The organism is Streptomyces sp. NPDC086080 (assembly GCF_044540255.1).
Classification (GTDB): Bacteria; Actinomycetota; Actinomycetes; order Streptomycetales; family Streptomycetaceae; genus Streptomyces.
Genome location: NZ_JBITRU010000003.1, coordinates 262,303 through 284,696, shown reverse-complemented (window position 1 = coordinate 284,696; position 22,394 = coordinate 262,303). Strand labels below are relative to the sequence as shown.

18 protein-coding genes, 1 tRNA gene and 2 pseudogenes are annotated in these 22,394 nt (G+C 71.2%); 12 read left to right on the top strand and 9 right to left on the bottom strand.

All coding sequences use genetic code 11. From position 1 onward, the window contains the following. Nucleotides 1-96 precede the first annotated feature (96 nt). Both ACIF9R_RS05410 and ACIF9R_RS05405 read right to left on the bottom strand, forming a co-directional pair. On the bottom strand, nucleotides 97-1,311 hold the full coding sequence (locus tag ACIF9R_RS05410) for a helix-turn-helix domain-containing protein (RefSeq protein WP_399974652.1): 1,215 nt from the start codon (nucleotides 1,309-1,311) through the stop codon (nucleotides 97-99). A gap of 72 nt (nucleotides 1,312-1,383) precedes the next feature. Next, nucleotides 1,384-1,524, bottom strand: a pseudogene (locus tag ACIF9R_RS05405) (DDE endonuclease); the annotation flags it as partial. Between the two features lie 265 nt (nucleotides 1,525-1,789). Between ACIF9R_RS05405 and ACIF9R_RS05400 the strand changes: the two are divergent. Further along, nucleotides 1,790-1,864: transfer RNA gene (locus tag ACIF9R_RS05400), tRNA-Leu, on the top strand. Between the two features lie 48 nt (nucleotides 1,865-1,912). Then, nucleotides 1,913-2,489 (top strand): annotated as a pseudogene (locus tag ACIF9R_RS05395) (MFS transporter); the annotation flags it as partial. Here the strand turns inward: ACIF9R_RS05395 and ACIF9R_RS05390 are convergent. Continuing rightward, nucleotides 2,426-3,592 carry a hypothetical protein gene (locus tag ACIF9R_RS05390; RefSeq protein WP_399974649.1) on the bottom strand — a complete coding sequence of 389 codons (1,167 nt, stop codon included), beginning with the start codon at nucleotides 3,590-3,592 and terminating at the stop codon, nucleotides 2,426-2,428. The pseudogene ACIF9R_RS05395 and the gene ACIF9R_RS05390 overlap by 64 nt on opposite strands. After that, nucleotides 3,589-4,530, bottom strand: a complete 942-nt coding sequence (locus ACIF9R_RS05385) for a 5-dehydro-4-deoxyglucarate dehydratase (RefSeq protein ID WP_399974647.1) — start codon at nucleotides 4,528-4,530, stop codon at nucleotides 3,589-3,591. The genes ACIF9R_RS05390 and ACIF9R_RS05385 overlap by 4 nt, the downstream gene beginning before the upstream one ends. A 253-nt stretch (nucleotides 4,531-4,783) precedes the next feature. Here ACIF9R_RS05385 and ACIF9R_RS05380 point away from each other — a divergent pair, with 253 nt between their 5' ends. From ACIF9R_RS05380 to ACIF9R_RS05345, 8 genes are all read left to right on the top strand, one after another. Beyond that, nucleotides 4,784-5,593: an NAD-dependent epimerase/dehydratase family protein gene (locus ACIF9R_RS05380; RefSeq protein WP_399974644.1), complete on the top strand. Its 810-nt coding sequence runs from the start codon at nucleotides 4,784-4,786 to the stop codon at nucleotides 5,591-5,593. A 311-nt stretch (nucleotides 5,594-5,904) separates the two neighbouring features. Then, nucleotides 5,905-6,687 carry a DeoR/GlpR family DNA-binding transcription regulator gene (locus ACIF9R_RS05375; RefSeq protein ID WP_399974641.1) on the top strand — a complete coding sequence of 261 codons (783 nt, stop codon included), beginning with the start codon at nucleotides 5,905-5,907 and terminating at the stop codon, nucleotides 6,685-6,687. A gap of 171 nt (nucleotides 6,688-6,858) precedes the next feature. Further along, on the top strand, nucleotides 6,859-8,226 hold the full coding sequence (locus ACIF9R_RS05370) for an ABC transporter substrate-binding protein (RefSeq protein WP_399974639.1): 1,368 nt from the start codon (nucleotides 6,859-6,861) through the stop codon (nucleotides 8,224-8,226). Then, the gene (locus ACIF9R_RS05365; protein ID WP_399974636.1) at nucleotides 8,223-9,167 is read left to right on the top strand and encodes a carbohydrate ABC transporter permease; all 945 of its coding nucleotides are present in this window, start codon (nucleotides 8,223-8,225) and stop codon (nucleotides 9,165-9,167) included. The genes ACIF9R_RS05370 and ACIF9R_RS05365 overlap by 4 nt, the downstream gene beginning before the upstream one ends. Continuing rightward, nucleotides 9,167-10,054: a carbohydrate ABC transporter permease gene (locus ACIF9R_RS05360; protein ID WP_399974633.1), complete on the top strand. Its 888-nt coding sequence runs from the start codon at nucleotides 9,167-9,169 to the stop codon at nucleotides 10,052-10,054. The genes ACIF9R_RS05365 and ACIF9R_RS05360 overlap by 1 nt, the downstream gene beginning before the upstream one ends. After that, a complete protein-coding gene (locus ACIF9R_RS05355; protein ID WP_399974631.1) occupies nucleotides 10,051-11,040 on the top strand; it encodes a zinc-dependent alcohol dehydrogenase family protein in 990 nt (329 codons plus the stop codon). Before ACIF9R_RS05360 ends, ACIF9R_RS05355 begins: the two co-directional genes overlap by 4 nt. A 520-nt stretch (nucleotides 11,041-11,560) precedes the next feature. Next, entirely contained in the window at nucleotides 11,561-11,785 is a 225-nt protein-coding gene (locus ACIF9R_RS05350; RefSeq protein WP_399974628.1) for a hypothetical protein, read from the top strand. A gap of 85 nt (nucleotides 11,786-11,870) precedes the next feature. Beyond that, entirely contained in the window at nucleotides 11,871-13,085 is a 1,215-nt protein-coding gene (locus tag ACIF9R_RS05345) for a TerD family protein (protein WP_399974950.1), read from the top strand. Nucleotides 13,086-13,136: 51 nt separating this feature from the next. Here ACIF9R_RS05345 and ACIF9R_RS05340 read toward each other — a convergent pair whose 3' ends face one another. The 3 genes from ACIF9R_RS05340 to ACIF9R_RS05330 form a co-directional block, all read right to left on the bottom strand. Continuing rightward, nucleotides 13,137-14,720: a TROVE domain-containing protein gene (locus ACIF9R_RS05340; protein ID WP_399974626.1), complete on the bottom strand. Its 1,584-nt coding sequence runs from the start codon at nucleotides 14,718-14,720 to the stop codon at nucleotides 13,137-13,139. Nucleotides 14,721-15,210: 490 nt separating this feature from the next. Next, entirely contained in the window at nucleotides 15,211-16,650 is a 1,440-nt protein-coding gene (locus tag ACIF9R_RS05335; protein WP_399974623.1) for an alkaline phosphatase PhoX, read from the bottom strand. A 114-nt stretch (nucleotides 16,651-16,764) separates the two neighbouring features. Beyond that, a complete protein-coding gene (locus ACIF9R_RS05330; protein WP_399974620.1) occupies nucleotides 16,765-18,201 on the bottom strand; it encodes a hypothetical protein in 1,437 nt (478 codons plus the stop codon). Between the two features lie 211 nt (nucleotides 18,202-18,412). Between ACIF9R_RS05330 and ACIF9R_RS05325 the strand changes: the two genes are divergently transcribed. After that, the gene (locus tag ACIF9R_RS05325; protein ID WP_399974618.1) at nucleotides 18,413-20,221 is read left to right on the top strand and encodes an endonuclease/exonuclease/phosphatase family protein; all 1,809 of its coding nucleotides are present in this window, start codon (nucleotides 18,413-18,415) and stop codon (nucleotides 20,219-20,221) included. A gap of 117 nt (nucleotides 20,222-20,338) precedes the next feature. On the opposite strand, the gene ACIF9R_RS05320 is transcribed toward ACIF9R_RS05325, so the two are convergent. Continuing rightward, the gene (locus ACIF9R_RS05320) at nucleotides 20,339-20,950 is read right to left on the bottom strand and encodes a DUF3618 domain-containing protein (RefSeq protein ID WP_399974615.1); all 612 of its coding nucleotides are present in this window, start codon (nucleotides 20,948-20,950) and stop codon (nucleotides 20,339-20,341) included. Further along, nucleotides 20,947-21,363 (bottom strand): phage holin family protein, encoded by a 417-nt coding sequence (locus ACIF9R_RS05315; RefSeq protein WP_399974613.1) that lies wholly within the window; start codon nucleotides 21,361-21,363, stop codon nucleotides 20,947-20,949. Before ACIF9R_RS05315 ends, ACIF9R_RS05320 begins: the two co-directional genes overlap by 4 nt. Nucleotides 21,364-21,495: 132 nt before the next feature. On the opposite strand from ACIF9R_RS05315, the gene dapA reads away from it, so the two are divergent. Then, nucleotides 21,496-22,374 (top strand): 4-hydroxy-tetrahydrodipicolinate synthase, encoded by an 879-nt coding sequence (gene dapA, locus ACIF9R_RS05310; protein WP_399974610.1) that lies wholly within the window; start codon nucleotides 21,496-21,498, stop codon nucleotides 22,372-22,374. Nucleotides 22,375-22,394: the final 20 nt, after the last annotated feature.

Below are 22,394 nucleotides of genomic sequence, written 5' to 3'. Positions count from 1 at the left end.
CCCGGAGCCGGTTGCACGACCGCCGGGGCACTGTCCTCTCATGCAAGCGACATGCCGGGAACGCTGACAGGGACGCAACGCCCCACTTTCACCACGCTATTCGCCGAGCCCCAGAAACTCTGCCAACGGGCGCAGCCCCGGCGGACGGTTGGGGAGTGTCCAGAGGTCACGCACGATGGCCACGGCCAATGTGTGGTGCTGCATCCACGTCGGCGCCACACGGCGCAAGGACTCCAGGGTCTTCACCGCTCCGGCCGCGTCCCCCATGTCCGTGTGGGCTCGTGCTACGTCCAGCAGGAGCCACGTCCGCCAGGACGGCGGCGTGTCCTTGCTCAGCCGCATCCCCTTGGCCAACACCAGAGCGTCCTGCGGGTGCCCGTACTGCACTGCGAGTCGAACGCGTTCAATGCGGACCGACGACGGGCTGAAGACGCTGACCATGCGGTTGTCTCCGCCATCGGGCAACTTGGCGACACGGACGGCTTCCTTCTCCGCCCATTCCATCATCGCCGCTGCGCGCTCGTAGTCGCCGCTCCGTGCTGCCGACGTGGCAGCACTCATGGTCAACGCACCCCACACCTTCAAGCCGTCGGCCGTGTCGGTATGCCCCGCGTTCGCCAGGCCTTCGGCGGCCCGGAGCGCGATGCTCAACGCGTCTTCCAGGCGCCCCTGCCGCTGGTACGTCCACGCCGTGGAGTTGACGATCATCGGCACAAGCAACGGGTCGGAGGACTGCACCGCAGCGTCTATCGCGCGCTCCAAACTGATGAGAGCGAGATCCGTCTTTCCCATCCGCACAGCGACGTGTCCTGCGAGCTGGAGGGCTTTGCTCACTGCGGCGAAGCCGGCCTGGCGGTCGTCTTCGTTGCCCGAGGCCGTGGCGGCACGCGCATCCGCGATCAAGTCCGGCAACGCCTTCATCACCGTGTCGAACTCGGCGGAGTGGTACTGCGTCCAGCCGTCCGCAATCTGCTCCCGCAGCCGGTCCAATGAGAAGTCGGGCCCTGGCGGCGCGGGCTCCGGTCCGAAGAGCGCCGGCATGATGGCGCGGCGCACCGACACGAAACGCGGTCCATCGTTCTCCCCTGTCGAGGAGACCGCAGGTGGGTCGCCCAGAAGCGTGGTCAGCTCCACGCCGAGACCGTTCGCCAGCGCGTGCAGCGTGGGGAGGCGTGCCGAGTGCTTTCGCCCCTGTTCGAGATGGCGGATCACATCGACGGAGACTTCGGAGCGCTCGGCCAGCTCTTCTTGCGTCAAAGAGGCCAGACGGCGCAAGCGGCGCAGGGTCTTCCCCAGGTCTTCGTTTGCCACGCTGCCACGGTACGCACTCCTTGGTGCACACCAGCACTTGGATCATCTACTGACCTTCAAAGCGTGTCGTCGTCATGGCGGTTCGAGCAGACCGGTGCCGGCGAGGCAGCCGTCGACGACGTCGTGCTGGTACTGGAGTTGGCGTAAGCCGCGTCGGACGGCGATGATCAGGTCGTCGGAGTCGGTGAAGGCTCGGTTGGCGGTGGTGGTACGCCACGCCGCGCCACCGCTGCACGAATCTGCTCCCGCTGGACAGTTCCCGTCCCACGCCGATCTCCCGGGCACTGTCAGCGGCCCGAGCACCGGTCGAACGGGGTGTAGCGAGGCTGAAGTCCTGGCGGATCTTCCGCCGGGCCCGCTGCAGCCCGAACCACCTGGCGTCAATCTCCGCCGTCTTCGCCCTGGAGCGGCAACGCCGAAAAACCTCACTGCATATTCTCTGTTGATCAACGTGGACGGGGATATGATCACCAGCAAGGCGGGGTCGTAGCACAGAGGTAGTGCGCCGCGACAGCATCTCGGAGGACGTCGGTTCGAATCCGACCGCCCCGCCCCCTCCATAGCAGCGTGCGCCGGCCGCGCCCGTGGCCGGTGACGACTACTTGGCCACCCTCCCGCCTACGCCGGGGTGCTGTACGCGGTGCAGGGCGCGGGGTCGGTCCTCGTGGGTCTGTTCTCCGGTCCGGCCCTGCGCCGACTCGGCGCACGGCATTTCGCCGCGTGCGGCATCGCCGTACTCGCCGTCGCGGTGGCTCTGCGCGCGGTGCCGGACGACCCGTCGGCATGGGCGTGCAGCGCGGCGATCGGCGCGGGCCTGCCCGCCGTGCTCGTCGCCACGCTGACCGCCGTGCAGCACGAGACCCCGGGCCCGCTGCTGGGGCGAGTCACCGCCACCGCCAACACCCTGGTGTACACGCCGACGTGCTCGGCCTGGCGGCTGGAGCCGCCCTGGTCGAACTGTTCGACCTCCGGCTGCTGCTGACCACGGTCGGCCTCGGCCTGGCGGCGACGGCGACGACGCTGCTCCGGGGCTCGTCCGCCGCCGGCCCCGTCTGACCCGTCGTCCGCCCACCGCGCCCGTGCCCCGGTGCGAGTGTCGGCGGTCGTGCCGGGGTCAGAGCTCGGCCAGCGCCGAGCGCACCGCCTCCAGGTCCGCGTCCGACGCCAACCCCGCGTGATACAGCCGCAGTTCCGTGGCGCCGAGGCGGTGGGCCGCCGCGGCGTCCGCCGCGAGGGTGTCGGGGCTGCCGCCCATGCCGGAGACCACGGTGAAGTTGGCGGCGAGGACGGTGTCCGGGGCGGCCTCCCTGGCGAAGGGGGTCAGCGAGCCGGGTCCGGAGGTGCAGGGCACGACCACGCCGTCGGCGACGGAGAGGATGTGGGCCGGGTCGACGCCCGCGTTGGCGCCGCAGTGGTAGGACACCGGGTCGGCGTGCAGGAGGATCTGGAAGCCTTCGGGCGCGGCCTGGCGTACGGCCGCGACCGCCGCCTCCTGGAGCGTGCGGGCCGTCTCGTCGCGCCACGCGCGGGTGACGTCCGCCGGGGTCTCGCCGAGGAGTTTGCCGACGCCCGCCCAGCCTCCGTCGGAGGGCGCCCCCTGCCACACCGGCTCCAGCGCGGTGCGTACGGAGGCGGCGAGCACGTCGGGGTCCAGGCCGCGGGCTCCGTAGCCGTCGCGGCAGGCCGGGCAGAAGCACAGGGACATCAGGTACTGCCCGGCGTCCCCGAGGCCGACGCCCGCGGTCTTGTCGTGGGCGTGCAGATGGGCCAGCCCGTACCAGCCGAGGGACTCCAGTTCGGTGCCGCGCGCGCCGGGGCGTACCGCCGCCTCGGCGGCCAGGTCGGTCAGGTAGGCGCGGGTGGCGGGCTGGGCGACGCACGGCGCCCAGGGGTAGCGGTCTCCGTAGGCGTTGACCACCGAGGTCGACGGATGCTCGGCGCCGAGGCGGGAGTTGTGGGCGAGCACCACCCAGGTGTGCACCTCCAGGCCCGCGTCCGTGAGCGCGGTCGCGGCCTCGCCGAAGGCGTCGCCGGGTGCCCAGTCGCCGGCCGCGTAGGGGCGCAGGGCGCGGCCGGACCAGCGGTCCTCGCCCGCCGGGTAGAGCACGGCGGCGTGTTCCGCGGTCACGACGCGGTGGCGCGGGTGGCGGGGGGTCAGCGCGCGGGTGGAGTGGTAGGCGGAGGCCAGCGTCACCTGTGCGGTGCCGAGCGCGGCGATCCGCGCGGGTGCCTCCGGGTCCCCGTTGACGTCCCAGGGGTAGACGAACGCCGACGCCTTCACTGGCCCTCCTCGAGCAGCGCGAGTCCCCGCTCGATCAGTTGAGCGAGCTGCTTGACATGATCCCCCGCGGGTTCGTGCAGCGGCGGCCGCACCTCCCCCACGTCCAGGCCGCGCAGCCGTACGCCGGCCTTGACGAGGGAGACGGCGTAGCCGTGGCCCTTGGCGCGCAGTTCGACGAACGGCCGGTAGAAGCCGTCGATCAGGCGGTTCACCGTGGCCTCGTCACCGGTACGGAAGGCGGTGTGGCAGGCGAGGGCGATCTCGGGCACGAAGCAGAACACCGCGGACGAGTACAGGGTGATGCCGAGCCCTCGGTAGGCGGACTGGGTGAGTTCGGCGGTGGGCAGCCCGTTGAAGTAGAGGAAGTCCCCGGGAGCCGCCGTGCGGACGGCGCTGACGGTCCGCTGCATCAGGTCGAGGTCGCCGTGGCCGTCCTTGAGGCCGATGATCCCGTCGGTGCGGGCCAGCCCCGCGACGGCCTCCGGGGTGAAGACGGCGTTGTCGCGCTGGTAGACGATCACGGGCAGCCTGGTTGCCGCGGCGATCTCCCGGTAGTGCCGCAGCAGTCCCTCCTGGCCCGCCTTGACCAGGTACGGGGGCATGGCGAGCAGCCCGTCGGCCCCGGCGCGCTCGGCGAGCCGGGCCCAGCGGACCGCGAGCGCGGTGCCGTAGCCGGCGCCCGCGACGACCGGTACGCGCCCCTCGGCGGCCTCCACGGCGGCCCGTACGCAGCTCTCGAACTCCTCCGGCGTCAGCGCGTGGAACTCACCGGTCCCGCACGCGGCGAACACCGCGGCGGCCCCGGCCTCCACGCCGCGCCGCACATGGAGTCGGTAGGTGTCGAGATCGACGGCGCCGTCCGGCCCGTACGCGGTGACCGGGAAGAACAACGGCCCGCTGGGGACTTCGAGTCGGGCGGCGAGAGGGGCTGACGTCACAAGCTCTCCCTGGTCCATATTCTTGATTCACGTCCATATCCCTGAACGACCCCCACGCTAAGGCGCCCCGGGGACACCGGTCAAGCACCGTGTCGCGCCGCACACCAGCCAATTCAGACGTTCGACGGGACGTCGCACGGGAGTCGCGGGATACTTGACGAGCCACGCCCGACCTCCTTAGCTTGTCCATGAATATGAATGCCGTGCGCTCATATGTACGGGCGACCCGGCCGGCACCGCAAGGAGACCGAGGATGCCCGCTCCCCGTACCGTTCTGCTCACCGGCGCCGCCGGCGGCCTCGGCACCCTGATGCGGGACCTGCTCCCCGCGTACGGCTACACGCTGCGCCTGCTCGACCTGCGCCCCGTCGACGGCGAGCCCGACGCGATCGTCGTGGACCTCGCCGACCGGGACGCCGTGCGCGAGGCGGTCCGCGGAGTCGACGCGATCGTCCACCTCGCCGGCATCTCGCTCGAAGCGTCCTTCGACAAGATCCTCAAGGCCAACATCGAGGGCACCTACCACCTGTACGAGGCGGCCCGCGAGGAGGGAGTGGGGCGCGTCGTCTTCGCCTCCTCCAACCACGCCGTCGGCTACACCCCGCGTCCGCAGGGCGACGACCCCCTCATCCCGGTCGACACCCCGCGCCGCCCGGACACCTTCTACGGCCTGTCCAAGTGCTTCGGCGAGGATCTCGCCCAGCTCTACTGGGACAAGCACGGCCTGGAGACCGTCTCCGTGCGCATCGGCTCCTGTTTCCCCGAGCCGACCAGCGTCCGCATGCTGTCGGTGTGGATGAGCCCCGCCGACGGCGCCCGCCTCTTCCACGCGGCGCTGACCGCCGAGAATGTCGGGCACACCGTGGTCCACGGCTCCTCCGCCAACACCCGGCTGTGGTGGGACCTCACCTCCGCGCGGGCGCTCGGCTACGAACCGCGGGACGACTCCGAGCCGTACGCCGAGAAGCTGATCGCCGAGCAGGGCGAGCTGGATCCGGACAATCCGGCGCACGCCTGCCTCGGCGGCCCCTTCGTCACCGACCCGCCCATCTGGCCGTACTGACCGGCCGACCGGGCCGGAACACGACCCTCGCGGGAGCGGGCGGGCACCGAACGGGCCCGCCCGCTCCCGCGTTCGGGCATCCGCACTGCCCGATCTCACGTCGCGGCCCGCGCTCACGCAGGTCGAAGACGGGCAACCATCACGCCGAACGGGCACAAGCGGGCAGCATCGGATCCGCAACAGACCTGTTCAGCGTGCGAGCACCGCTGTACAACTTCCCCCATGGACGCCACCGGGCCCGAACGGGCATCGCCGCTCGGGTGGCCGGAGGCGATCAGGCACGGAAGTCCGTACGGAAGCGGGTGTCGGCGATGACGACGGCCAGAGCGGCGAAGAGCGCCGAGGAACGCCAGCGCGAGATCGTTCGCGTCGCGCGGGCCACCGGTTCGGTCGAGGTGACCGCCCTCGCCACCGAACTGGGCGTGGCCAGGGAAACCGTCCGGCGGGACCTGCGGGTGCTGGAGGACCACGGCCTGCTCCGCCGCACCCACGGCGGCGCCAGCCCGGTGGAGAGCGCCGGCTTCGAGACGACGCTCGCCTTCCGCGCCACCAGCCACGTCCCCGAGAAGCGCAGGATCGCGGCCGCCGCGGCCGCGTTGCTCGGGGACGCCGAGACGGTCTTCATCGACGAGGGGTTCACCCCGCAGCTCATCGCCGAGTCCCTGCCCCGCGACCGGCCACTGACCGTGGTCACCGCCAGCCTGCCGGCCGCCGGTGCCCTGGCCGGGGCCGAGAACGTCTCCGTCCTGCTGCTCGGCGGCCGGGTCCGGGCCGGCACGCTGGCCACCGTCGACCACTGGACCACGAAGATGCTGGCCGGGTTCGTCATCGACCTGGCGTACATCGGCGCCAACGGCGTCTCCCGCGAACACGGCCTGACCACCCCCGACCCCGCGGTGAGCGAGGTGAAGGCGCAGGCCATCCGGTCGGCCCGGCGCACCGTCTTCGCGGGGGTGCACACCAAGTTCGGCGCGGTGAGCTTCTGCCGCTTCGCCGAGATCGGCGAGCTGGAGGCGATCGTCACCAGCACCCTGCTCCCCGCGGCCGAGGCCCACCGCCACTCCCTGCTCGGGCCCCAGGTCATCCGCGTCTGACCGCCGGGCCACCGCCGCACGCCCACGTCCCCGAACCACCTGTCCGAACCGCCGTTCCCGTACCACCCGTTCCCGCGCCACCACGTCCCCGCACCACCGGGCCGGCCGCCCACCGCGGGCCCGCACCACCTCATCACTCCCGTTTTGCCCCCATACATCCAGGAGTCCCTCATGCGCACCGAGAGCCGCCGCATACCTCGTACCGTCTTCGCCATCGCCACGTCAGCGGCGCTGATCACTCCGCTCGCCGCCTGTTCGGGGGCCGGCGGATCCGGCTCGTCCGACGGCCGTTCCCTCAACGTCCTGATGGTGAACAACCCGCAGATGGTCGAGCTGCAGAAGCTCACCGCCGACCACTTCACCAAGGACACCGGCATCAAGGTGAACTTCACGGTGCTGCCGGAGAACGACGTCAGAGACAAGATCAGCCAGGACTTCGCCAACCAGGCAGGCCAGTACGACGTCGCGACACTCAGCAACTACGAGATCCCGATCTACGCCAAGAACGGCTGGCTGCACTCCCTGGACTCGTACGTCGAGAGCGACACCGCCTTCGACCAGGACGACATCCTGCCGCCGATGACCAAGGCCCTCACCGCGGAGGACGGCAAGCTCTACGGCGAACCGTTCTACGGCGAGTCCTCCTTCCTGATGTACCGCAAGGACGTCTTCGAGAAGGAAGGGCTGACCATGCCCGAGAAGCCCACCTGGACGCAGGTCGCCGACCTCGCCGCGAAGGTGGACGCCGCGGACGGCGGGATGAAGGGCATCTGCCTGCGCGGCCTGCCCGGCTGGGGCGAGGTCATGGCCCCGCTGACCACGGTGGTGAACACCTTCGGCGGCACCTGGTTCGACGAGGACTGGACGGCCCGCCTGGACTCCAAGGAGTTCAAGGAGGCCACCCGGTTCTATGTCGACCTGGTCCGCGAACACGGTGAGGCCGGCGCGGCCCAGTCCGGCTACGCCGAGTGCCTGAACAACATGACCCAGGGCAAGACCGCCATGTGGTACGACGCCACGGCCGGCGCCGGCTCCCTGGAGGCGGACGGCTCCCCGGTCAAGGGCAAGATCGGCTACGTGCCCGCCCCGGTCGAGAAGACCGAGAGCTCGGGCTGGCTCTACACCTGGGCCTGGGGCATCCAGAAGGCGTCCGACAACGGTGACGACGCCTGGAAGTTCATCTCCTGGGCCTCCGGCAAGGAGTACGAGAAGCTCGTCGGCGAGAAGATCGGCTGGGCGAACGTGCCGGCCGGCAAGCGCACCTCGACCTACGACATCCCGGACTACCGCGAACAGGCCGCCGCCTTCGCGGACGTCACCCGGGACGCCATCGCGAGCGCCAAGCCCGAGGACCCGGGCGTGCAGCCCCGGCCCGCCCCGGGCATCCAGTTCGTCGGCATCCCCGAGTTCACCGACCTCGGCACCAAGGTCTCCCAGGAGATCAGCTCCGCCATCGCCGGACGCCAGTCGGTCGACAGCGCCCTGACCAAGGCCCAGAAGCTGGCCGAGGCGGTCGCCGAGAAGTACGAGGCATCATGACCCTGACGACGACGGACCGGACCGCCGCCGCCCCTCCGCGGCCGGCGGCCCCCCGGCCGAACCGCATGCGCGCCTGGGCCACCCGCGCCCCGCTGCTGCCCGCGCTGATCTTCATGATCGTCGTGACGCAACTGCCCTTCGTGGCCACCCTGGTGATCTCGTTCCTCGACTGGAACGCGCTCTACCCCGACGACCGCGGCTTCGCCGGCTTCTCCAACTACGGCGAGGTACTGAGCGATCCCGCCCTGCGCAAGTCGATCTGGACGACCATCCTGCTGACCGTCACCGTGGTGCTGGTCAGCCTGCTCCTCGGTCTTCTGCTCGCGCTGCTCCTCGACCGCCGCTTCCGCGGCCGCGCGGCGGTGCGCACCATGCTCATCGCCCCGTTCCTGCTGGTGCCGGTCGCCGCCGCGCTGCTGTGGAAACACGTCCTGTTCAACCCCGAGTACGGCCTGTTCAACGGACTGCTGCACGCGATCGGCGGGGACGGGGCGGCGCAGCCCGACTGGATCTCCGAGATGCCGCTGATGGCGGTGGAGGCCTCGCTGATCTGGCAGTGGACGCCGTTCATGATGCTGATCCTGCTCGCCGGACTGCAGAGCCGCGACTCCCAGCTCATCGAGGCCGCCCGGATGGACGGCGCGAGCGACTGGCAGGTGTTCGTCCACATCACGCTGCCGCATCTGCGCCGCTATCTCGAACTGGGCATGCTGCTCGGCTCGATCTACATCGTGCAGAACTTCGACGCGGTGTTCACCATCACCTCCGGAGGACTGGGCACCGCCAACCTGCCGTACACGATCTACCAGACCTTCTACCAGGCGCACGAGAACGGTCTCGCGTCCGCGGCCGGCGTCGTCGTCGTGATCGGCTCGATCATCCTGGCGACCTTCGCGCTGCGCGTCGTGTCGTCGCTGTTCCGTGAGGAGGTGTCCCGCTGATGGCCGCCGTCGCCACCACCACCGCCACCACCGCGACCACCCCGGGCCGACGGTCCCGGCCGGGCGGCCGGCTCCGGGCGAGCGCCCTGGGCGTCGTCGCCTGGCTGGCCGGTCTCGTGTTCGTGGCACCCCTGCTGTGGATGGTCCTCACCTCCTTCCACTCCGAAGCGGACGCGGCCACCAACCCGCCCTCGGTGACCGCCCCACTGACCCTGGACGGCTACCGCGAGTTCTTCGGCCTGACCGGCGGTGCCACCCCTTGGCCCGCGATGATCAACTCCATGACCGCCTCGGTGGTCTCCACGCTGCTGACGCTGCTCCTGGCCGTGCCCGCCGCGTACGCGCTGTCCATCCGGCCGGTGCGGAAGTGGACCGATGTCCTGTTCTTCTTCCTCTCCACCAAGATGCTGCCGCTGGTGGCCGGTCTGCTGCCGATCTACCTCTTCGCGAAGAACACGGGCCTGCTCGACAACATCTGGGCGCTCGTCATCCTCTACACGGCGATGAACCTGCCGATCGCGGTGTGGATGATGCAGTCCTTCCTCTCCGAGGTTCCGGTCGCGATCATCGAGGCGGCCCAGATCGACGGCGCGAGGCTGCCGACGGTCCTGGGGCGCGTGGTCGCCCCCATCGCCCTGCCCGGCATCGCCGCGACGGCGCTGATCTGCTTCATCTTCAGCTGGAACGAACTGCTGTTCGCCCGGGTCCTGACGGGCGTGGTCGCCGAGACCGCCCCCGTCTTCCTGACCGGCTTCATCACCAGCCAGGGCCTGTTCCTGGCCAAGGTGTGCGCCGCGTCGCTCGTCATCTCCCTGCCGGTACTCGCCGCGGGGTTCGCCGCCCAGGACAAACTCGTCCAGGGCCTGTCGTTGGGAGCCGTCAAATGAGGGCCGCCGTCATCGAGTCCGTGGGCAAGGCCGTTGTCGCCGAGGTCCCGGACCCGACGCCAGGACCCCGCGACGTCGTCGTCGAGGTCGCGGCCTGCGGACTGTGCGGCACCGATCTGCACATCCTCCAGGGCGAGTTCGCCCCCACGCTGCCGATCGTGCCGGGCCACGAGTTCGCCGGCGAGGTCGTCGGCATCGGCGCCCGGGTCACCGAGGTGGCGCTCGGCGACCAGGTGGCGGTGGACCCCTCCCTCTACTGCCACGAGTGCCGCTACTGCCGCACCGGCCACAGCAACCTCTGCGAACGCTGGGCGGCGATCGGCGTCACCACGGCCGGGGGTGCCGCCCAGTACGCGGTGGCGCCGGTGGCGAACTGCGTGAAACTCCCCGAACACGTCCGCACGCAGGACGCGGCCCTGGTCGAGCCGCTGTCCTGCGCGGTGCGCGGCTATGACGTCCTCCAGTCGCGCCTCGGCGCGCATGTCCTCATCTACGGCTCCGGGACCATGGGGCTGATGATGCTGGAACTCGCCAAGCGGACGGGCGCGGCGAGCGTGGACATGGTGGACCTGAATCCGACGCGGCTGGAGACGGCGCGGCGACTGGGGGTCTCCGCGTCGGCGGCCACCCCGGACGAGCTGGACCGCCCCCGGGGCTGGGACCTCGTCATCGACGCGACGGGGAACGCGGCGGCGATCCAGGACGGGCTGGAGCGGGTGGCGAAGGCGGGCACCTTCCTGCAGTTCGGTGTCGCCGACTACGCGACGCGCGTACAGATCGACCCCTACCGGATCTACAACCAGGAGATCACCATCACGGGCTCCATGGCCGTACTGCACAGCTACGAACGCGCGGCGGAACTGTTCGCGAACGGCATCCTGGACCCGGACGTCTTCATCAGCGACCGCCTCCCGCTGGACCAGTACCCCCAGGCCCTGGACCAGTTCGCGGCGGGCGTGGGCCGGAAGATCGTGGTGGTTCCTTAGACGGTCCCGAGGGCGCTTCGCCCTCTCTCGGGACGTCGGGGGCTCCTCATGTCCCCTGGACGACGGTAGCCTGCGGACATCCGGTCGAGGGGGGCGACTGCGTTGGACAATGGTGTGGTCACATGTCGGTGCGGACATCTGTGGACGGTCCATGAGGAGGGCCGCTGCCACCCCGAGGGCGTTTCCTGCACCTGCCAGGGCTTCCATCCGGACTACTGGCGTCCCAACGTGACCCGTACCTGCCGCGGGTGCGGCCACGAGAGATCCGAGCACGGATTGGCGTGCAGGGCGACCGTCGGCCAGGAGACCGTGACCGAACGGCACTTCGGCTTCGAGGGCGACACCTGGACCACGGAGGAGAAGATCAGCGTGCGCTGCGCCTGCCAGGCCTTCTGTTGATCCCGGAGTGGGCGGCACGGTCCGGGGACCAGGGACGAAGCCCCTGAGGGAGGGACGGGGACGCTCGGCGGAACCGAAAAACCGCTGGGTCGCCCCGTCCCCGCCCCGTACCCTCACCGGCATGCCCCGACCGAGCGGCTTCGCCTACGAGGCCCACACCTCCGGCACCGTCCACATCACCCATCACCACCGCCCCGCGACCACCCTGCACGGCGACCGGGCCGCCCGCTTCCTCGGCGAGGTCACCACCGCCCCCGACCCCCAGCTCGTCATGGCCCGCTGGACGGGGAACTACAAGCGCGGCAACGAACGAACCGCCCGGAACCACCCCCGCAACCGCCGCTGAGCCTGGCCGGCAACCGATTGCTCCATATGGGCCACAGGTAAGGGAACGGCAAAACGGTCCCGCTCGTTCACCCGGCATGACAGCTATGACCCCCGGCTCGAACATCCCCCTTCCCACCGCCCGCGTGACGGTGGACGTCGCCGCTCCGGTGCGGCTCGACGTATCGGGCCTGCTGCTCACCGCCGACGGCAAGGTGCGCTCCGACGACGACTTCATCTTCTACAACCAGCCCGCCGGCCCCGGTGTGACCTACCGCTCGGGCGGCGGCTCCGCCCCCGACGCGATCACGGTCGACACCACCGCCGTGCCCCCGGGCATCGAGAAGATCGTCGTCACCGCGAGCCCGGACGCCGCGGGGCAGACCTTCCAGGGCATCGAGCCGACGGCCACCCTCCGCGACGCGGACGGCGGCGCCGTCCTGGCGACGTTCACGCCCCCGGGTCTCGGCACCGAGACGGCACTGGTGGTCGTCGAGATCTACCTGCGCAACGGAGCCTGGAAGGCCCGCGCCGTCGGCCAGGGCTACGCCAACGGCCTCGCCGGTATCGCCACCGACTTCGGCGTCACGGTCGAGGAACCGGCCGCTCCGGCGCAGCCGGCAGCCGCGCCCGCCCAGCCCGTGGCCCCGCCCGTCCAGCCGCCCGTCCCGCAGGCACCCCCCGTGCCGGCCGCCCCCGCCGCACCGCCGGCCCCGCCCGCCGCCGCCCCCGCCGCCGGCACCGGGAAGATCAACCTCGACAAGGGCCGGGTCAGCCTCCAGAAGAACCAGACCGTCTCCCTGATGAAGGGCGGCCGCCCGCTGCTCTCCCAGGTCACGATGGGTCTCGGCTGGGAGCCGGCCTACCGCGGCAAGGACATCGATCTGGACGCCTCGGTCATCGCCTTCGGCCCGCAGCGCAACCACATCGACAGCTGCTACTTCGGCAAGCTCCAGATCGTGGGCGGCGCGATCCGTCACTCCGGCGACAACCTCACCGGTGAGGGCGGCGGGGACGACGAGACCATCACCGTCGACCTCGGCCGGCTCCCCATGGAGGTCAGCGGCCTGGTCTTCACGGTGAACTCCTTCTCCGGCCAGAAGTTCACCGAGGTCGCCAAGGCCTACTGCCGCCTCCTGGACGGCACCACGGGCGAGGAACTGGTCCGCTTCGACCTCACGGGTGCCGAGCCGCAGACGGGCGTGATGATGGCGAAGCTCATCCGCCAGTTCTCCGGCGAATGGGAGATGACCGCGATGGGCGAGTTCGTGAAGGGGCGCACGGTCCGCGGCATGGTGAAGCCGGCCGCCCAGGCGCTGTAGCCACGGGTACGGAACACCGGGCGCCCCTCCCCCGTGGCGCCCGGTGTTCCGTCACGCCGCCCACGGCCAGTCGGCGTCCCGCCCGGCCTCGAGCAGGGGAACCATCCGGAAGGCGGCGTCCGACAGACCCCCGAAGGTGTGCCGGTTCGCCGTGCCCGACGGGCCGTGGCCCGCGCGGTGGCCGGCGAGGTTCCAGGTGTAGACCGGAACGTCCGCGGGCACCTGCTCGGTCGGGTCGCCGTGGTGGCTGTGGGCGTACTGCTCGTCGGTGACGATCAGCACCCGGTCCTGCCCCTTGTAGTGCCGGCGCACCGCCCCGGTGGTGTCGGTCCCGCCGAGGTCACCGAACCGGTCGAGGATCTTCAGCACCGACTGGCCCCGGCGGAACCGCACCGGCCTGCTGGTCGAGCCGAACTCGACGAGGTCCGCCTTCGCCGCCCGCAGCGCGAGCGCCGTACCGAAGACCGCGGCCGCGTCGGCGCGGGTGAGCTCGGAACGGTCCGACATCCGCGAGTAGAACATCGACCCCGAGCGGTCCACGAGCACCAGCGTCCGGCCCGGCAGGGCGGGTACGTTGGCCAGCGAGTGACCGAGCGCCCGCTCCAGCGGGTACGACCAGCGCAGCGACGGGGCGTGCTGGTACGCGGCGAGGTAGCGGAAGGGGAACTGCCGCGACCGCGCGACCTCCGCCGGGTCGGCGATGCGGGCGGCGACCGTCGCGGCCACCTCGTCGGACACCCCCGCCTCGTCGAAGTTCCGCAGGTTGCGGACCAGTGCCATCGGTCCCATGGACGGGATCATCGCCTCCCAGGCCGCCTTGTCCAGCGGCCCCCGCAGCCACCCCGCCAGCGACTCCCAGGTGATGCCGGCCGCGGCGAGCCGCTCGGCACCGTCGGGCGCCGTGACGACCGCGCGTCGCTCCTCGACCGGCAGCGCCATCAGTTCGCGGTGCGCGGTGAGGACACGGTTCGAGGCGGGCGGCACCGCGGTGTCCGGGTGGTGCCGGCGGTCGAGCGCGTACTGGAACAGCTCGCCCTGCCACGGCTTGTCCGGGTCGGGGGCCGCGTGCACCAGGTTCAGGATGTCGCCGAAGCGGTAGCCCTTGGACGCGGTGTCGTACTTCAGCAGCGCCCTGGCCCCGTAGAGGCGGCGTACGGCGTCGGCGACACCGCGCTTGACGGGCTTCGGGATGTTCCGGCCGTACGTCGCCGTCCAGTAGGCGAGCAGTTCACCGGGCTCGTCGGGCCGCCGCAGTACGGAGTCCACGACCTGCCGGTTGGACGGACCGTCGGTCGCGCCGGCGTCCAGGCGGGCCTTGACGTACTCGGCGGCGCCGACGAGCGAGGCGGTCCGCAGGTTGCCTTCGCCGCGCAGCCAGCCGAGCAGGCCCGCCGTCCAGGACGGGTCGGTCACGGCGAGTTCGCGTACGAGCTTCGCGAACCGGTCGTCACGGCGGTCGCCGCTCTCGTAGAAGGTCCGCTGCGTCACGAAGTTGGACACCGAGAGGAGAAAGAGTTCCGAGCGTGCATCCCGCTCGCGGCCCCGGCCGCCCTCGAAGGTACGCAGCACTCGGCCGGTGGACGTCACTCGCGATGTCGGCTGCGGCGTGGCCGCCCGGGTGTTGAAACGTGCCATGGTGAATTCCCCCGAATTCATGTCGGTTTTCGGAGGGAGGCACGGCAAAGGAGGGCGCCCGAGAAACGAGTCGGCGACGGGACACGTCAGGCGCGTCTTCCGTTTCCGCCACATCGGCCCCGGGCCGACGACGGGATTCGAACCCGCAACAAACCTGATCCCGGAAGTACCCGCTGCCTGCGCACCGGGCACCCACCCCATGCCGCGCCTCCCGAGATCAAGTCGGCGGCGGCCTGGATTCATTGGAGTGAAGTAGCCGTCGCCCGCGCACCGGGAGGTGCGTGACGTCGTGTGTCCAGAGATCGAAGTCGGCGGAACCGACAAGGTGCTCTCGCCCCTGAGCTACACCGGCGTGTGGTGCCGGTGACGGGACTCGAACCCGTGACCGCCCCATGATGAGTGGAAGTAGGTCCTGCCTTCGCACCTGGACGTGCATCACTGTAGGAGGACTCCCGCGGGCCGGGCCAACGATTTGTTTCCGCCCGCGGGTTCAGCGTCGCGGCTGCCGCTTCCACGGCCCCGTGATGGCGACCATGATTCCCGGTTCCTGGATGTTGGCGTACAGGGTCCTGCCGTCCGGGGAGAAGGTCACTCCGGTGAATTCGCTGTACTCCGGCTCCTCCTCGGTACCGATGTTGAGCTCGTTACGGGCGATGGGATAGGTGCGTCCGCTGTCGGTGGCTCCGAACAGGTGCTGTGCGCCCTCGCCGTCCTCGGCGACGACGAGGCCGCCGAACGGGGAGACGGTGATGTTGTCCGGGCCGTCGAAGGCGCCGTCCCTCACCGGGTCCCGGTCGGCGCCGAGCAGCACCTTGAGCGTGAGGGTGCGGCGCCCGGGGTGGTAGAACCAGACCTGACCGTCGTGCCGCACCGGGCTCTCCCCGCGGGCGTAGGAGGAGACGATGTACGCCCCGCCGTCGCCCCACCACATGCCCTCCAGTTTCCGGCCGCGGGTGACTTCGCCCGGCCCGAACTGCTCGCGGACCGGCACCTCGCGCGCGTCGCGGTCGGGCACGTCCACCCAGTCGACCCCGTACACGGTGCCGGTCCTGGTGGCGCGGGAGAGGTCGTCGACGAACCGGCCACCGGAGTCGTAGCACTTGGGCGCCTGGAGGACGCCGGCATCGTCGGCGAGGGTCCGGAACTTCCGGGGGCCGTGGCGGAAGTCCCGCGGCGGGGTCCAGCGGTAGAAGAGGCCGTTGGGGCCGTCGGCGTCCTCGGTGAGGTAGGCGTGGCCGCGCCGGGGGTCGATGACGACGGCCTCGTGGTCGTAGCGCCCGAAGAACTTCAGCGGCTTGGGTCGGCGGTTGGCGCGCCGGTCGGCGGGGTCGACCTCGAAGACATAGCCGTGGTCCCTGGTCATACCGTTCTCGCCGGCCCGGTCGGAGTTCTCCTCGCAGGTGAGCCAGGTGTCCCAGGGGGTGCTGCCGCCCGCGCAATTGTTGGCCGTTCCGGCGATGCCCACCCATTCGGCGACGGCGCCGTCGGGGCGCACCTCGACGATCGTGCAGCCGCCGGGTGCGGCCGGGTCGTAGACCAGGCCGTCGGTGAGCGGTACCGGGAACTCGGCCTCGTCGCGCGGGCCGTCCATCTCGTGGTTGACGACCAGGAGGGTGCTGCCGCGGGGGCCGGGGAAGGCGGCCGTTCCGTCGTGCTCGGCGGGGGTGAACTCGCCGGACTCCAGACGGGTCCTGCCGCAGTGGGTGAGGACGCGGTAGGTGAAGCCCGCGGGCAGGGCGAGGAGCCCTTCCGGGTCGGGCAGGAGCGGCCCGTAGCCGACGCCCCCGGGCCGGCCGTCGGCTGCCTCCGTGCTGTCGGCCGAGGCGAGCGCGTGGGGGGCGGAGGCGAGGACGCCTGTGGCGCCCGCCAGCGCGACCCCCGCCCCGGTGAGGGCGGAGGTTCTGGTGAAGTCCCTGCGGGTGAGCGGCATGCCGGCTCCAGGTGGCGGTGGACTGACCGTGGACAGTGCGCCCGTCACGATCCCGTCCCCACCTGAACGCCGGCTGAACGGCGGGGGTCACGGCACGTCCCGCTCCCGTGAAGCTCAGCCCCCGTGCTGGGACCGGGCCTTGAACGCGGCCTTGCGTGCCTCCTTCGCCACCTTCTTGTCGGGGTGCAGTCGCCCCATGGCCTCCAGTACGTCCGCCGTGGCCGGGTGGTCCACCCGCCAGGCGGTGTCGAAGAAGCCGCTGTGCTGCCGCGCCAGCCCTTCCACCAGGGAACGCAGTTCCTCGGAATTGCCTTCCGCGGCGAGCTGGGCGGCCACCGTGTCGATGGTCAGCCAGAAGATGAGGGCCTCGGACGGCGGCGGCACATCGGCCGCCCCGTGCTCGGCCAGCCACACCCGCGCCAGTCCGCCCAGTTCGGGATCGTCGAGGACGTCCCTCAGCGCGGGTTCGGCCGAGGCGCCGACGAGGGACAGTGCCTGCTGACACCGCAGCCTTCGCAGTGGCGCGCCCTCGTCGGTGCCGCGGGCCGCTGCCAGCAACTCCCGTGCCGACGCCAGGGGTTCGCGCCGGGCGAGCCAGTGTTCGGTCTCCGCGTGGGCGGCCTCCGGCGGGAAGACGGCCGTGCCGTCGAGCAGCGCGTCGGCGCCCTTGTCCGCGAGGTCCCCGACCGCGGGCGCCTCGAATCCGGCGTCCAGCAGCCGGGCGCGCAGTCCGTAGAGGCCGAGCGGGGTGAGCCGCACCATGCCGTAGCGGGAGACGTCGGTGTCGTCCTCCGGGGCGGCGGGCTCCTCGTCGGCGTCGGTCATCAATGCCTCGTCGACCGGCTGGTACTCCACGACTCCCACCGGCTCGAGCATGCGGAACTGGTCGTCCAGCCGCATCATCGCGTCGGAGATCTGTTCCAGGACGTCGTTGGTGGGCTCGGGCATGTCGTCGGGCACGATCACCGACGCGGCCAGCGCGGGCAGGGGCACGGGTGCCCCGCCGGGCCCCTCCGCGCCGACCGTCAGCAGGTAGAGGTTGCCGAGCACTCCGTCCAGGAAGTCGGCCTCGGCGTCGGGGTCCCAGTCCAGCGCGTCGAGATCGAGCTCCCCGGGGCCCTCGCCCTCGGTGAGGGCGTCGACGAGTCCGCCCAGGTCCGGGACGCTCGCGTCGCCGATCACGGTTTCCAGGGCGGTGAGCCACACCTCCAGCACATCCTGCGGCGATCCCCCGGTGAGCAGCGCCAGTTCGGCGCCCGCGGCGACCGTCCCCTCCTCCTCGTCGACGACGTCGACGAGCCCGGTGTCGAGGGCGACGCGCCAGGCCTCACTGGCGTGGGCCGCGGCGTCGTCCCCGGTCAGCCCGAGCTCCGCGGCGGCCGCCGGCAACTGCTCCTCGACGAGTCCGCCGCCCGCGTCCACGCGGGTCGCGGACCCGGCCCAGCGGGCGAGCCGGACGGCACGGGACAGCACCGGGGTGGACAGGGCGTCGCGCGCCAGCTCCGGTTCGGGGCGCAGCCGCGCCGGCGGCAGGGTGGAGCTGTCTGACATCGGCTGTTTCTCCTAGGACCATGAACGACTCAGCCGCTCAGCCTAGACGGATTTCCACCCATGCCGCCCGCTTCATCTCACCTTCAGTGACCGTACATGGCTGAAACCTTGACAAGTGGCTTGGTCAGGCTGGAGATTGACGCGCGTAGACAGGGAGTGACCCACGCTCCACCCTCGTCCCGGCGTAGATCACGTTCCCGGAGGGAATCCGTTGCCCAGCAAGTCGTCCGCGCGTCTCGCCGCGCTCACCGTCGCCGCCGTGTGCACCGCGGCATCCACCGTCGTCCTCACCTCGCCCGCGCACGCGGACTCCGTGCGCATCCATGACATCCAGGGTGACACCCGCATATCGCCGTACGCGGGCCAAGCGGTCACCGATGTGACCGGAATCGTCACCGGCGTCCGCACCTACGGCTCGTCCCGGGGCTTCTGGATCCAGGATCCCGCTCCGGACGCCGACCCGGCCACCAGCGAGGGCGTCTTCGTCTTCACGGGGTCGACCCCGAAGGGTGTCGCGGTCGGCGACGCCGTCACCGTCTCCGGCACGGTGACGGAGTACGTTCCCGGCGGTACGTCCTCCGGCAACCAGTCCCTGACGGAGATCACCCGCCCGGCCTTCACGGTCGTCTCCAGCGGCAACGCGGTTCCGGCCGCCACGCCGATCACCGCGAGATCCGTACCGGCCGCCTACACCCCCGTCCCGGACGGCTCGGTCAACGACCTCCGCCTGCACCCCGCCCGGTACGCGCTCGACCTCTACGAGTCACTGGAGGGCATGAACGTCCAGGTCTCCGACACCCGGGTGGTGGGCGCCACCGACCCGTACACGGAACTCTGGGTCACGGTGAAGCCCTGGGAGCACCGCAACCTCCGCGGCGGCACGGTCTACGGCTCGTACGGCTCGCAGAACACGGGCCGGCTGCAGATCCAGTCGCTGGGCAGGGCGGCCGACTTCCCCGACGCAAACGTCGGCGACACCCTCGCCGGGAGGACCGCGGGCCCGCTGGACTACAACCAGTACGGCGGCTACACCCTGGTGGCCGGCGAGCTCGGCACCCTGAGGTCCGGGGACCTGCGGCGCGAGACGACCCGCGCACAGCACGGCTCCGAACTGGCGATCGCCACCTACAACGTCGAGAACCTCGACCCCTCCGACGACACCTTCGGCGCCCACGCCGCCGCGATCGTGAACCACCTGAGGTCCCCCGACATCGTGTCCCTGGAGGAGATCCAGGACAACAACGGCCCCACCGACGACGGCACGGTCGCCGCGGACCGGACGATGGCCCTGCTCATCGACGCCATCGAGGCGGCGGGCGGTCCGCGCTACGACTGGCGTTCCGTCGACCCGGCCGACAAGGAGGACGGCGGCCAGCCGGGCGGCAACATCCGCCAGGCGTTCCTCTTCAACCCGGCCCGGGTCTCCTTCACCGACCGCCCGGGCGGCGACGCGACCACCCCCACCGATGTCGTGAAGGTCCGGGGCAGGGCCGCGCTGACCCTCTCCCCGGGCCGGGTCGACCCCGCCTCGGAGGCCTTCGCGGACAGCCGCAAGCCGCTGGCGGGCGAGTTCACGTTCCGGGGCCGCACCGTCATCGTCGTCGCCAACCACTTCGCCTCGAAGGGCGGCGACCAGAGCCTGACCTCCCAGTACCAGCCCCCGTCCCGCGGCTCGGAGACCCAGCGCCATCTCCAGGCGCAGGCGGTCCACGACTTCACCGCGAAGGTCCTCAAGGCGCAGAAGAACGCCCACGTCGTGGCCCTCGGCGACATCAACGACTTCGAGTTCTCACGGACCACCGACATCCTCGAGGGCCGCGGCGTCCTCTGGTCGGCGATCAAGTCCCTGCCGAAGTCGGAGCGTTACTCCTATGTCTACCAGGGCAACAGCCAGGTCCTGGACCAGATCCTGATCACGCCGTCGATCCGCCGCTTCAGCTACGACAGCGTGCACATCAACGCGGAGTTCCACGACCAGATCAGCGACCACGACCCGCAGATCCTGCGCTTCCGCCCGTAGGGGAACGCGTCCGCCCACGGCGAGCGGGGTGCGGTCCGGGGCGAGGGCGTTCGCCCGCCCCGGACCAGGGACGGTTATCGCCCGTCGGCCCCGCGCCACCCCTTCTCGCCGTGGCCGCTATGAGCACCCCCACCTGGCCGAACGCCGCGCCGCGGGCACACGACTCCGGACCCAGGACGGGATCCTCCACCCCGCCCCACGCCGCGCCGCGGGCACACGGCCCCGAACCGAGGACGGAATCCTCCACCCCACCTCGTGTCCCGCCACAGGCAGACGACCCCGAACCGAGGACGGCAACCTCCACCCCACCCCACGCCGCGCCGCGGGCATACGACCCCGAACCGAGGACGAAATCCTCCACCCCACCTCGTGTCCCGCCGCAGGCCCATGGCGCCGCACCATCACCGCGCCCACCGCCGTGGCGACCACCGCACCCGCGACGATCACCGGCTTGCGGTTCCGTTTGCCGGCCTCCCCGGCCTGCGCGGCGCTGCTGCGCATCTGCACGGTCATCGCCCCGGCACGGTCCCGCAGGTCCTCGACCCGTGCCCTCGCCCGCCCCTTGACGTCCATCTTTCCGGCCAACTCCTCGACGGTGTCGCCGAGTTCGTGCCGGGTCTGCTCGATCTGCCGACGCAGCTCGTCGGGCCCTTTCACGCCCCGTCCCGTCGCGGCGGCCTCCGCGGCCGCGTCGACATGGGACCCCGCGTGCCTCACATCGTGCGTCATCGGTGCGCCCTTCCCTTGATCTCCTCCATGTCGGCCTTCACGCTGCCGAGCGTCTTCTCCGGCTTGGGCGGCGTGGCCCGGCGCAGCTGCCCGCGGCCGGCAAGAGCCAGTACCCCGGCGATGAGGAACAGCACGCCCGTGACGATCAGCGCCGCGGCCCACAGGGGCAGCACCAGGTCCAGCGCAGCGACACCCGTACCGGCCAGCGCCAGCAGCCCGGCGTAGCCGAACGCGCCCGCCGCCCCCAGCATCCCGCCGCCCTTTCCGGCACGGCGGCCCTTCTCCGCCAGTTCTTCCTTGGCGAGTGCCACTTCCTGCCGTGCGAGCCGTGAGATCTGCTCGGTGGCCTGCCCGACGAGCTCACCCACACTGTGCTCGTCGCGAACCGGCCGTCGCTCGATGGTTCCGGTCACGATGCGCCTCCTCTCGGGTCGGGAAAACCCGAGTACCCCCGCGCACCCCGCGCTATCCATTAAGCAATGCTTACGGATACTCGTCATGACATGTAAGTGGAACTTCACTACCCGGCGGCCGACACTACCCCCATGACCCCTTTCGGCCGCACCCTCTGCGCGATGATCACCCCCTTCACCCCCGCCGGCGCACTCGACCTGGACGGCGCCCAGCGCCTGGCCGACCACCTGGTCACCCGGGGCTGCGACGGCCTGGTCCTCTCCGGCACCACGGGCGAGTCCCCCACCACCACGGACGCCGAGAAGTCGGCCCTGATCACGGCGGTGCGCGAGGCGATCGGCACCCGCGCCACGATCGTCGCCGGCGTCGGCACCCCCGACACGGCCCACACCGCCGAACTGGCCCGTGCGGCCGAACAGGCCGGCGCCGACGGCCTCCTGGTCGTCGCCCCGTACTACAACTGCCCCCCGCAGGACGCGATCGAGGCGCACTTCCTCGAGATCGCGACCGCCACCGGCCTCCCCCTGGCCCTGTACGACATCCCCGCCCGCACTGGCAGCCGCATCGAGCCGGAGACCCTGCTCCGGCTCGCCGAACACCCCCGGATCATGGCGGTGAAGGACTGCTCGTACGACTTCCTGTCGGCGCAGAAGCTGATGTCCCGCACCGACCTCGCCTACTACGCGGGCTGCGACGAGCACATCCTCGCCCTGTACGCGGTCGGCGGCGCGGGCTGTGTCAGTACGGTCGCGGGCGTGGCCCCGGACCTCGTCCGCGCCGTCCTGGACGCCTTCGACGCGGGTGAGACGGCCCGCGCCACGCGTCTGCAGCACCGGGTGACGCCGCTGATCGAGGCGATGATGGCGAACGGCCTCCCCGGCACGGTCACGGCCAAGGCCCTGCTCGCCGATCTGGGCCTCCCCGCGGGCCCGGTGCGCCCGCCGCTGCGGCCGGCCGGCTCCCGCACGACGGAGGAACTCCGCCGGACCTACGACCTGGTGACGGCCTGACACCGAGCGGGCCGGGCCCC